This window comes from Cognaticolwellia mytili (genome assembly GCF_002104475.1).
GTDB lineage: Bacteria > Pseudomonadota > Gammaproteobacteria > Enterobacterales > Alteromonadaceae > Cognaticolwellia > Cognaticolwellia mytili.
The window spans coordinates 1-12429 of record NZ_NBOF01000002.1; the positions used below are offsets into that span (position 1 = coordinate 1).

A 12429-nucleotide genomic window follows, 5' to 3' on the forward strand; every position below is an offset into this window, starting at 1 on the left:
GGATAACTATGTAAAATCAACGTTAATGTGAGTGTCCACACAAATTGCATGATAACTAATTGTTAAAGAACGTTAACTCGATGAGTTAACCGAAACAAAATCTCATTCGCTTTGCTTCGTTGCTGCAGGCCTTGCCTGAAGCAGGATGCGTATAATACGCTTCCGTATTTTAAAGTCAACATTTTATTTCGTTTTTTTGAACTTTCTTTTTAGAAGATTCAAAACCCTACTTTATAACGTTAAGTCAGCTACTTTGGCCTAAACCAGTGTAGTTAACTCTTTAAAACAAGCTTCTTGGGTTGCCCCGAAGAAGTGGAGCGCATTATGGCGATTTTTCAGAGCACGTCAACACTTAAATGCACTTTATTTACATAATAACGTTTGTTTGCTCTTTAAATAACCAAGTCGTATTTTTATCGCACCATCACTGAATAAGGTGTTCTGGATTTGACTTGAGCTTTACATTTAAACATTGAACTTGCTTATTTCCTCCGTTTACCGCGAACCTCTTACGATCTCCATTCACAACAGATATAAATTGTGAAGTCGCCGTAGAAGCTGAATTACTTCGGCTTAATTTATAGTAAGAAATTTCAACTCGGTTTAATAGGCACCATAGTTTATTAATAATAAAACTTTTACAGCCCCTCAACTTCCAAAGATGACAATTTGGTAGATATCAAACTGTTTATGTATTCGAATAGCAAGCTATATAGGTGCATCAACAACGACGATAGGCGATTAAATAGTTTTTATTAGATGCCATTGCTTAAATAGAGCTGAGGTTGAGTATTAATATAAGCAATGCAAGAGTTAGATTTCTAATGCGTTTAGATCGTCCGTAACATGCTCCCCCCCCAAAAAAAAATCTCTTGCGCTAACTTCATTTAATTAGAAGCAGGCATTGATATTTATGTCCATAATAGGCTGTTATGTACTAGCTTTGGAAGCCATTTAAAAAAATAGAATATTATAGATAAAAGTTACGATTGATAAGACAACTAGAAACAAAGCTTTAGCTATATTTAAAATGGGAATAATCGATTAATGAGTACTTTAGGAAAGTTATTTTATTGAAATGCGTTTCAGGAGCATGACACTTCACGATTTCGTATCCAACAAATTTGAACCTGCAATTTTGGGGTTAAACGAGAAAATCACACAACACGCGGGAAATCGTTATTTGTATAAAAACATTCTAAATTGATTGTGACAGATTATTTTACACTTTATTAACAATCAATATAAAAATTTTAATTCGGATTTACCCCACCCTACCTTGCTAATTATGAACTTTCATATAAAAAAAAGAAAAAAATAAAATAATATTCAAAAACTAGTATCTAGAAAAATCAAACTGTAAATATAAGGGCAATATATTGTAATTAAAATGTAAACAAAACTTACAGTTTAAATTTAAAAACGCCAACAAAGATAGCAAGTAATTGATATTAATCACTTTATTTAATTGGCATGATTTATGCTTTTATGTAGATTCGTTTAAAAGCTATTCAGAATATTAGATTTATCTAGTTTTAGACTTATTAACGAAAAATAATAATAATCGGAGAGAATAATGCAGTTTAAAAAATCTATCATCGGCAGTCTAGTTACTTTAGTCGTTACAGCCTCTTCTGGCATACAGGCAAATGAAATAATAGGAAATACTGACTTATTAAAAGAAGTCGGTCCTATAAATGTTGTAAAGAAACGTACTTCGTTATACATCGTTCAAATGAAGGAACAACCTGGTGTCGCGCAAGCTCAAGCAATAGGCGAACTTCTACCTTCTAATCAAACGGTAGGTGTTGCAGGTAATAGCTACAACGCAAGCACACCAGCGATGGTAGCTTATACGAATGCCTTGCAAGCACGACAAGATGAAGTTGCTAGTGAAATAGGTTCATTAGATATCATCCACTCGTTCAAGCATACATTTAACGGTTTTTCAGCTAAATTAACTGAAAAACAAAAAAATCAACTTGAATCTCACCCTGACATAATTGGTGTATGGGAAGATGAAATACAAACGCTAACAACGTCTAACACACCTGAGTTCCTTGGTTTAACAGGCCCAGGTGGTCAACATACGCTCGATATTAAAGGTGAAGATGTTGTTATAGGTATATTAGATACTGGTATTGTTCCAGAACACCCAAGTTTCGCTGATGATGGTACTTATTCTGACCCCGCTACATTTGGCTGGGCCGGCACTTGTGATGCAGGTCAAGAAGCTGCCGCAGATACATTTAAATGTAATAATAAATTAATTGGCGCTCGTTTTTTCAATGAATCTTTTAAATCAGTTTATGAAATTCAGACAACATTAGGTGAGTTTATTTCACCACGTGATGCTGATGGCCATGGCTCTCATACAGCAAGTACTGCAGGTGGTAACGCTAACGTTGCCGCAGTATTATCTGGCGCAGATGCAGGTATTGTTTCTGGTATCGCACCACGAGCTCGTGTTTCAGTATATAAAGTATGTTGGAATAGTGATTATGAGACTCCTGAAGGAGTTAAAGAGCGCGGTTGTTTCCCAAGCGACAGCATGGCTGCAATTGATCAAGCCGTCATCGATGGTGTCGATGTTATTAACTTTTCTATTGGTGGTAGTCGCACTGACTTAACACAGCCAGCGGCTGCAGCAATGTTACGTGCAACACAAGCTGGTGTATTTGTCGCTGTTTCAGCTGGTAACGATGGTCCAGATGTTGAAACTATTGGTACACCCGCACCATGGATAACAACGGTAGGTGCATCGACTTATAATGGTACATCTAAGGTTATCGGAAAAGAACTCGATATTAACGCTGGCGATGCAGTTGGTACTTCTCTTGTATCAGTACCGGCCGCCTTTGCCCCTGCTGCCAATGGTTTATCTGGTGATCTAGTTGCTTCAGAATCTGTTGAAGCATGTGATACAGATGATGGAACTAACCCTATCATGGAGCAAGCGAGCTTAGCCGGCAAAGTAGCATTAATTTCTCGTGGTTCATGTTCTTTTACTGAGAAGTTCCTTAACGCACAAGAAGCAGGTGCAACTGCCGTTATTGTTTATACTTATGTCGACACTGCGCCATTTGCTATGGGGGGAACAGATCCCGCTGTAACTATACCAGGCTCAATGGTTTCATTTAATGATGGTCAAGCGCTATTGACTAGTATAGGTAATGGGGAAACTAACATTACTTTCTCTGATACTAATGCATCAATTGATTCAGTTGAAGTTGGTAACACCATGGCTGATTTTTCATCGAGAGGGCCAAACACTGCCAGCTACGACATTATTAAGCCTGATATTACCGCTCCAGGTGTTAAAATTTTAGCAGCAACGACCAACACTCCAATGTTTGAACCACATGGTGCAACATTTAAGTACTTACAAGGTACATCAATGTCTAGCCCACATATTGCGGGTATGGCAGCATTATTTAAAGGTTCAAACCCAGAATGGTCTCCTTCACAAATAAAATCTGCATTAATGACAACTGCGCGTCAAGATATTACTAAAGAAGATGGCACTACGCCGGCTGATCCATTCGATTTCGGTGCTGGCCATGCCGCACCTGTCGACGCTATGGATCCTGGTTTAGTTTATAGTGCTAACTATAATGACTATCTTGCTTTTTTATGTGGTATTGGTAATGAAACATTTGTGGCTGGCTCAGGCACTACTTGTGCGGCATTAACGGCTGCAGGCTTTAGTACAGAACCAAGCCAACTAAATATTGCTTCCATTGGTATTGCAGAACTAGCAGCGCCAGAGTCTATTTCAAGAACTGTAACAAACGTATCAGGAACTGATAGCATTTATACAGCTACAATCGTAGCTCCTGAAGGCGTTAACGTATCTTTAACTACATTTGATGCTGAAGGCAATGCTAACGCTGATAACTCGTTAGTCGTCGCTGCAGGTGGCACTGCTCGCTACGCATTGAACTTCGCTAAAAATGATAGTGCCGTAATTGATGAATGGAAATTTGGTTCAATTACTTGGACTGATAGCGCAGGCCACACCGTACGTAGCCCTATTGCAATAAAAGCAGCAAAAGAAGCTACAATTGAAGTGCCTGAAAATATTTCAGTGAGTTTAACGCGCGGTAGAGCTTCTTTTCCAGTAAAAATGCTTTATACAGGTCGAACATCTATTGATTACGCTGGTTTAGTTGCCCCGTTTGGCTCTACTCGTACAGTAACTCAAGATGCAGACCAAGACTTCTCATTTAATGAAGCTGGTTTAGGCACGCACTTATTCGAAATACCAGAGGGTACCAAAGTAGCTCGTTTCTCATTAATTGACGGCTTAATTGGTGATGGATCAGGTGCTACAGATCTAGATTTATACGTATATCGTTGTACTAAGTGGAGCTGTACTCGTGTAGATCAATCGCTTAATGGAGGTTCTAACGAAACTGTCACTTTAGTTAACCCTGAGCCTCGTACTGATGCTAGCGTTGGTGATACTTATTTAATCTGGATTCATGGTTATGATTTAGCAGGTGCTGAAACATTAGACTACACTATGCCAGTTTGGATTGCTGACGGTGTTGATGCTTCAACTCGAATTTCATCCAGCCGTCGTGCTATAAAAGATCGTTTCAATCATGTAAGAATTACCACAAGAGGCTTAACTGAAGGTACTTACATGGGTGGTATTACATTTTATGATGATAAAGGTGAAGCGCAAGGTACCACGGCTATTCAAGTAAATAATTAATTCATAAATTAAAGAAATAAAGCCCATTAAGTTAAAAACTAATTTAATGGGCCATTAAATACTTGCCTATTTAGGCTACAAGCAAAAAATTAAAATAAAGGTGTAACATGTTAAAAAGCATTAAAAATATTTTCTTAGCAATGTCAATTACATTACTAGCAGTAAGTTCAGCGAACGCGGCATTAATTTCTCACGATATTTTATTTGATGATATCAATACTACTGACGTTGTGTTTGAAAAGATTGGTTATTTTGTCGTTGATACTGAGAAAGCTGATAGCTGGGGCCAAATAACCACATGGGAAGAATTTCAAATAGATATGTTCGGCTCTTCATTTAATTTTCTAACTGAAGCTGAAGCAGATGTAATTGACCCATTTCTTTTTGGCTATTTTCAAGCAATCCTTGATCCTGGTAATCTTTCAGCGGGTATTGAATCTATAGGGTTTGATGTTACTGACAATGCCGCATTCAGTTTAAACTTCAACGCCTCATTCGACTTTGGTTCCGGTATTCTTGATGTATTTGATACCGTAACTGGTTTCGAAAGCGCTGGAAATCTTCAACTAGGTGCCGTAGATGTTCCTGAGCCTTCTATGCTTTTGCTTTTCTTGACCGGTCTTATTGCACTACGTTTAAAAAAACGTCAGGCTTAATTAGCTGACCGATAGTGTTAATTAACGAAGTAGTTAATTAACACTATCATACTTTATCTACTGATAGAGCTTACTGATAATAAAAACCACACATTCTAGCCCTTATTACCTTTCTCTTTATTATCTTTTTTGTCCATACCATCAACAGCACTCTCACCAACAACATGCCTTAGCTTTAACTTTTTCACAGAGCGTATTGTTGTGAATGGTCCTGAACATGCGTAGAGTGTAAAGATTAAAAGCAATATATTTTCAGGGCTTGATGCAACAACAACAAAACCCAATACAATTAATAGCACAACGATAAAGTTTACTTTACCTTTCCAGTCTACGTCTTTAAAGCTATGGTAACGAAAATTACTGACCATTAATAAACCTGCCACTATGGTTAATAACCCGACAATAAACCCATAGTGCTGGCCATCAATTTGGTATTCACTACCTACCCATATCAAGCTAGCAATAACACCAGCCGCAGCAGGACTTGCTAAACCTTGAAAGTAACGTTTATCTGCAACACCAACCTGAGTGTTAAAACGAGCAAGACGTAAAGCGGCGCAGGCGACATAAATAAATGCGGCTAGCCAACCAAACTTTCCAAAGCTCGATAACGCCCAGTTATAAGCAACAAGCCCTGGAGCGATACCAAATGAAACCATATCCGCCATACTATCGTATTCAGCGCCAAACTCACTTTGCGTATTTGTCATACGCGCGACTCTTCCATCTAAACCATCAAAAATCATGGCAATAAATATTGCGATGGCTGCATTAACATAATCTCCATTCATAGAAGACACTACCGCATAAAACCCTGAAAAAAGCCCTGCAGTCGTTAGCAAATTAGGTAAAAGGTAAATACCTTTCGTTGAAAATGATTCATCATTGTCGTTAGGCATAAACTGAACCCTACAAATAAAATGGCATAAAGAATGTTAATCTAGCATAAGTTTAAATGTTAAAGGTAGAGGAAGCGGTGTTGAAGTTTACTGCACAGATATATAAATTTGGCTAGCAGTAACATCAAATAAAGTCGTCTGATGTTACTACCATATTGTGAGTGAGATGCTATTGAGGATTTTTAATAAAGCTTAAGCTGTCATCTATAAGTTCAACATTAATACAATCACCGGCAGCGAATTCATTTGCCAATAGCTTCTGTGCTAGCGGATTTTCAATTTCCTGCTGAATTGAACGTTTCAACGGTCTAGCACCAAAGACTGGATCAAATCCTACTGAAGCGACAAAAGACAACGCTTCATCAGATAGTATCATTGTAATGTCGCGCTCTTCTAATCGCTTAGTGAGTGAAGCTACATGGATAGCCGCAATATGCTTAATTTGCGTTGCCATTAATGGGTGAAATACTACTGTTTCATCAATTCGGTTAATAAATTCTGGTTTAAAGTGATGAGCTAACTCCGCGATAACTTTAGCTTTCATTTCCGGATATTGGCTATCGTCTGAAAACTCTTGAATAACATCTGAGCCAATATTAGACGTCATAATAATTACGGTATTTTTAAAGTTAACCGTCCGTCCTTGCCCATCAGTTAATCGACCATCATCTAATACCTGTAGCAAGATATTAAATACATCAGGATGTGCTTTTTCAATTTCATCAAGCAATATTACTGAATAAGGCTTACGTCTGACTGATTCTGTTAAGTAACCACCTTCTTCATAGCCGACATACCCTGGTGGTGCTCCAACTAATCGAGCCACAGAATGTTTTTCCATAAATTCTGACATATCGACACGAACTAGCGCATCTTCGCTATCAAAAAGAAAGTGTGCCAAAGCTTTAGTCAGTTCAGTTTTGCCAACCCCTGTTGGCCCTAAAAATAAAAAGGAACCTATCGGTTGGTTCGGATCAGCTAAACCAGATCTCGAACGACGAATAGCGTTTGATACCGATATCACGGCTTCCGACTGGCCAATGACACGTTTATGCAGCATCTCTTCCATTTGCAATAACTTATCACTTTCGCCTTCAAGCATTTTGGCAACAGGAATCCCTGTTGCTCTGCTTAAGACATCGGCAATTTCAACATCAGTAACTTTGTTACGTAATAGTGTCATTTCTTGCATTTCAGCCTGAGTGGCAAGATCTAATTGTTTTTCAAGATCTGGAATACGACTATATTGTAATTCAGCCATCGAATTAAGATCGCCAGCACGTCGAGCCGCTTCAAGTTCGATACGCGCCTGCTCTAAATCAGTTTTTATTGCTTGTGTGCCATGCAATGCCGCTTTTTCTGTTTTCCAAACCTCATCCAACTCGTCATAGCTCATTTGGCAGGTGGCAATATCATCAGAAATTAAATCTAAACGCTTTATCGATGCAGGATCAGAGTCTTTCGACAATGCTCGTTGCTCGAGTTTTAGTTGAATCAAACGACGTTCTAATCTATCCAAATTCTCCGGTTTTGAATCCATTTGTAAACGGATACTTGATGCAGCTTCATCAATCAAATCAATGGCTTTGTCGGGTAGTTGTCGATCACTAATATATCGGTGTGACAATGCAGCTGCTGCAACAATAGCTGGATCCGTTATTTCAACATTATGATGTAACTCATAGCGCTCTTTCAAACCGCGTAAAATCGCAATGGTGTCTTCGACACTAGGCTCATCTATTAGTACTTTTTGAAAACGACGCTCTAATGCTGCATCTTTTTCAATATATTGCCGATATTCATCTAAAGTCGTTGCGCCAACACAATGTAAATCACCACGTGCTAAAGCAGGTTTGAGCATATTGCCAGCATCCATCGCGCCGTCAGATTTACCGGCCCCCACCATAGTGTGCAGTTCATCAATAAATAGAATGATTTGCCCTTCTTGTTGAGAGAGTTCGTTAAGTACCGCTTTTAAACGCTCTTCAAACTCACCTCGATACTTTGCTCCAGCAACAAGCGATCCCATATCAAGCGAAAGTACTCGTTTATTTCGAATTCCTTCAGGTACTTCATGATCAACAATACGCTGTGCCAAGCCTTCCGCTATTGCGGTTTTACCTACACCGGGATGACCAATAAGTACCGGATTATTTTTAGTTCGACGTTGCAATACTTGAATGGTACGACGAATTTCATCATCACGACCAATTACTGGGTCTAACTTCCCTTGTTCTGCACGTTCAGTTAAATCAACTGTATACTTATCTAAAGCTTGGCGAGTTTCTTCAGCATTAACATCATCAACACTGTTGCCACCACGAATATGTACTATCGCATCTTGTATACGTTGTTCACTTGCACCGAGCCCTTTAAGAACTTGTCCTAACTTACTTTTATCTTGCAGTGCTGCCAGTACAAATATTTCAGAAGAAATATACTTATCACCATGTTTTTGGGCAAACTTGTCACATAAATTAAGAATATTCCCCATCGCAGCAGACAGTTGTACTTCACCACCTGTACCCGATACTTGAGCCAGTTCGCCTATCGCCGTTTCCAATTGCGTTCTCAATGTACGAACATTAATACCGGCACTTTTTAATAATGGGATAATGCTGCTAGCATTTTGATTTAACAATGCCAACATTAAATGTATAGGTTCAATGAATTGGTGATCTTTGCCTAATGCTATTGATTGAGCATCAGATATTGCCATTTGGAAAGCTTGAGTGAATCGGTCTAAACGCATGAATAATCTCCTATTGCCATATTACTGGACTTACATTTCAGTTACTTATGTTATAGGGACACTCAACTAAAATTTCAAGTAAGCAGAGTTCATACAGTTGATTTAGAACAAGAAAACACTTTCAATTTTAAAGCGTTATAACGATGTAGAGTTATTAGAGAAACATGGCTGTATAACTTAAACGAGTGAAATAACACTCGCCATGCGGCCAGTTTTTCCCTCTCTACGATATGAGTAATATTTACTGCTTTGAGAGAAGGTACAAGCATTAGTTATTGAAATATTCTCAATACCAAGTTCTTTGAGCTGAAATTTTGCAACCATGACTAAATCAGCCGAAAATTTGATTGGATTCTCTATCGAGTTATCGGTATTTAAAGCCGTAAATGCAGCGGAAAATTGAATTGAACTCTCGATAAACCTTTCTTTTACCTCACTTCCAACTTCAAACGCGCTTGCACCAATGCAAGGCCCAAACCAAGCAACAATATCACAGGCTGGAGTTTTCATTTTATCTATCGTTGCTTTAATAATGTTCGCCACTAATGGTCGCCAGCCAGCATGAACCGCTGCTATTTCATTGCCGTTTTTATCAGCCAATAAAATAGGCAAGCAATCTGCCGTCATAATAGCAAGTGCAAGCTTCTTTTCGCGAGTAATAGCTGCATCAGCAACAATTGGCGTTATCTTGTGGCGGTCTACGTAAGTAACATGATTACCGTGAACTTGCTCTAACCACTGAATTTTTGAATCGTTTTGTAAGTAACTCAATAATATATTACGGTTATATTCAACCGATATTGGATTATCGCCGACATGAGCACCTAAATTAAAAAAATCAAACTCAGTAAAACGTTCTCCTACATCAGCTTCGCATTTTTTTATAGAATCAAGATTATCAAGCGACCTTTTATCTTTAGGAGGGAAACGGGTCGTAGAAAAGGCCAACACCTTAGGCGTCGGCCAATTAACTACATGCAAGTTTTCTGGTGACTTAGTAGTCACTGCCACTGGCATGCTCTTTAGAGTCATCACGTAGCATATCAGTTAATGCCACCATATCTTTAGGCACATCTGCATGCCAGGTCATCAGCTCCCCCGAAATAGGGTGGTACAAAGATAACATTGCGGCATGTAATGCTTGGCGTTTGAACTGACGTAGCGTTTCACGTAACTCTTCCGATGCATTTTTCGGTGGACGAGGACGACCACCGTATACCGGGTCACCAACCAATGGATGAGTAATATGTGCCATATGCACTCGAATTTGGTGTGTACGACCAGTTTCTAAACGTAAACGCAAGCGTGTATGTAGTCGAAACTTTTCCATTACACGGTAATGTGTCACTGAAGGTCGGCCAGAAAACGTCACCGCCATATGAGTACGCTTAGTGGCATGACGACCAATAGGCTCATCTACAATACCACCCGCTGTCATAATACCATTAGCAACCGCTTCATATTCGCGGGTAATTTCACGCGCTTGTAAAGATTCTACTAAATTTGTTTGTGCGGCAATCGTTTTAGCAACAACCATCAAACCTGTGGTGTCTTTATCTAAACGATGCACAATGCCAGCACGTGGCACGACATCTAATTTTGGACAATGATGTAACAAGGCATTTAGCACCGTGCCGTCAGGGTTACCCGCACCAGGATGAACAACCAAGCCTGCTGGTTTATTGATCACCAAAATATCATCATCTTCATAAACAATATTTAATGGAATATCTTGGGCTTCAAAGCGAATTTCAGCTTCAATTTCAGTATTGATGGCAATTTGCTCACCACCAAACATTTTTTCACGTGCTTTATCGACTACCTGACCATTAACGGTAACGTGACCGGCCAATATCCACTCTTTTAATCGTGAACGTGAATAATCAGGGAACATTTCCGCCAAAGTCTGGTCGAAACGTTTACCTAAGCATGATTCGGGAACCGTATCCCGGTGTTGAATTATTTCAGCCATTAAACTCTCTATTAATTAGCACTGTGCAAGGCATGATTGCTAGGTTAGAATGCCAAAGCTTATTTTACCTCTTTGCTTGAGCAATTACATTAAGTAATTACATTAAGTCGTAATCGCAGCGAAGAAGCTAATTATTTTAACTAAAACCTAAAACAAAGTAGTGATATTGAAGTCTATGGAAAAAATGACAATAAAAATAATGTGCCTAACATTAGTACTAGGCTTAACTGCCTGTTCAGGAACAAACGAAAAAGAAATTGAAAAGGTGCCAGATAAGTCGGCTCAAGCATTATTTTCCGATGCGCGGACGTCACTTGACAATGGGTTGTATCAAAAAGCTATCCAAATATTATCTGCGATAGATTCCAGGTACCCTTATGGACCAATTTCTCATCAAGTGCAGTTAGACTTAATTTATGCTTATTATAAAAGTGGCGATGCTGCACAAGGTATTGCATTAACGGATCGTTTTCTAAGATTAAACCCGACCCATGCTAATTTAGACTATGTCTATTACATGCGTGCTTTAATTAATGTAGCAACCCAAGAGAATTTATTTCAAGATTTAGCGGGTATTGACCGTTCAGACCGTGACCCTACAGCTGCTCGTGAAGCCTTTAAAGATCTTAAACTAATCATAGAAAAATACCCAGAAAGCAAATACGCGGCAGACTCTCGTCAACGCATGCTAGCGATTAAATCTCGTTTAGCTAAGTATGAACTTTCTGTTGCTCGCTACTACTTAAAACGTGAAGCTTATGTTTCATCGGCTAATAGAGGTAAATACATTGTTGAGTATTTCTCACCAAGTCCTGAAACAGAGCAAGCATTAGAAATAATGATCCTATGTTATGACGAACTTGGCTTAGAAGATTTACGTGTTAATGCAAAACAAGTACTTGCCGCTAATTACCCTAATAATCCGTTAGTTGCCAACTAATTCTATTGTTAAAGCTGACTTAAGTTAATAAGTTATTCATAAAAAAATACCAGCATTAAGCTGGTATTTTTTGTTTAAAATAAATTAAAGCTTAAATAGCTTCTTCATCTTCTTCACCAGTACGAATACGAATAACTCGTTCAACATTAGTGATAAAAATTTTTCCGTCACCAATTTTTCCAGTTTGTGCGGTTTCTAAAATAGTATTTACACAGCGGTCAACATTTTCATTGGCGACCACAATCTCAAGCTTCACTTTAGGTAAAAAGTCGACCATATATTCAGCTCCACGATATAATTCAGTGTGGCCCTTTTGTCGACCAAAGCCTTTAACTTCTGAAACGGTCATACCTGTGACACCAATTTCACCAAGTGCTTCACGAACATCATCCATTTTAAAAGGTTTAATTATCGCTTCTATCTTTTTCATCTTTACAGCCTATAAGTTGATTTGAGATCCAGAACAATACTTTAGATATATTATCATCTT

Annotated in this window: 8 protein-coding genes; 3 read left to right on the forward strand and 5 right to left on the reverse strand. The window is 38.6% G+C overall.

The genetic code is table 11. The annotated features are described in order from the left end of the window. Positions 1-1576: 1576 nt before the first annotated feature. Positions 1577-4720, forward strand: a complete 3144-nt coding sequence (locus B7C41_RS20585) for a S8 family serine peptidase (RefSeq protein ID WP_085297720.1) — start codon at positions 1577-1579, stop codon at positions 4718-4720. Between the two features lie 107 nt (positions 4721-4827). Next, the gene (locus B7C41_RS05010) at positions 4828-5376 is read left to right on the forward strand and encodes a PEP-CTERM sorting domain-containing protein (protein ID WP_085297721.1); all 549 of its coding nucleotides are present in this window, start codon (positions 4828-4830) and stop codon (positions 5374-5376) included. Positions 5377-5471: 95 nt separating this feature from the next. Here the strand turns inward: B7C41_RS05010 and pssA are convergent, their stop codons facing one another. The 4 genes from pssA to rluD form a co-directional block, all read right to left on the reverse strand. Then, positions 5472-6275, reverse strand: coding sequence for a CDP-diacylglycerol--serine O-phosphatidyltransferase (gene pssA, locus B7C41_RS05015; protein ID WP_085297722.1), 804 nt, complete (start codon positions 6273-6275; stop codon positions 5472-5474). A gap of 169 nt (positions 6276-6444) precedes the next feature. After that, positions 6445-9027: an ATP-dependent chaperone ClpB gene (gene clpB, locus B7C41_RS05020; RefSeq protein ID WP_085297723.1), complete on the reverse strand. Its 2583-nt coding sequence runs from the start codon at positions 9025-9027 to the stop codon at positions 6445-6447. 177 nt (positions 9028-9204) lie between these two features. Continuing rightward, the gene (gene pgeF, locus B7C41_RS05025; protein WP_085297724.1) at positions 9205-10044 is read right to left on the reverse strand and encodes a peptidoglycan editing factor PgeF; all 840 of its coding nucleotides are present in this window, start codon (positions 10042-10044) and stop codon (positions 9205-9207) included. Continuing rightward, complete coding sequence (rluD, locus tag B7C41_RS05030; RefSeq protein ID WP_085297725.1) at positions 10022-10999, reverse strand: 23S rRNA pseudouridine(1911/1915/1917) synthase RluD; 978 nt, start codon at positions 10997-10999, stop codon at positions 10022-10024. The genes pgeF and rluD overlap by 23 nt, the downstream gene beginning before the upstream one ends. Positions 11000-11174: 175 nt before the next feature. On the opposite strand from rluD, the gene B7C41_RS05035 reads away from it, so the two are divergent. After that, entirely contained in the window at positions 11175-11939 is a 765-nt protein-coding gene (locus B7C41_RS05035) for an outer membrane protein assembly factor BamD (RefSeq protein WP_085297726.1), read from the forward strand. A 91-nt stretch (positions 11940-12030) separates the two neighbouring features. Here the strand turns inward: B7C41_RS05035 and glnB are convergent, their stop codons facing one another. Then, complete coding sequence (gene glnB, locus B7C41_RS05040) at positions 12031-12369, reverse strand: nitrogen regulatory protein P-II (protein WP_085297727.1); 339 nt, start codon at positions 12367-12369, stop codon at positions 12031-12033. Positions 12370-12429: the final 60 nt, after the last annotated feature.

Coding starts and splice junctions, on each gene's coding strand:
- pssA (WP_085297722.1), bottom strand. CDS start 6,275: ATGCCTAACGACAATGATGAATCATTTTCAACGAAAGGTATTTACCTT.
- clpB (WP_085297723.1), bottom strand. CDS start 9,027: ATGCGTTTAGACCGATTCACTCAAGCTTTCCAAATGGCAATATCTGAT.
- glnB (WP_085297727.1), bottom strand. CDS start 12,369: ATGAAAAAGATAGAAGCGATAATTAAACCTTTTAAAATGGATGATGTT.
- B7C41_RS20585 (WP_085297720.1), top strand. CDS start 1,577: ATGCAGTTTAAAAAATCTATCATCGGCAGTCTAGTTACTTTAGTCGTT.
- B7C41_RS05010 (WP_085297721.1), top strand. CDS start 4,828: ATGTTAAAAAGCATTAAAAATATTTTCTTAGCAATGTCAATTACATTA.
- B7C41_RS05035 (WP_085297726.1), top strand. CDS start 11,175: ATGGAAAAAATGACAATAAAAATAATGTGCCTAACATTAGTACTAGGC.
- pgeF (WP_085297724.1), bottom strand. CDS start 10,044: ATGCCAGTGGCAGTGACTACTAAGTCACCAGAAAACTTGCATGTAGTT.
- rluD (WP_085297725.1), bottom strand. CDS start 10,999: ATGGCTGAAATAATTCAACACCGGGATACGGTTCCCGAATCATGCTTA.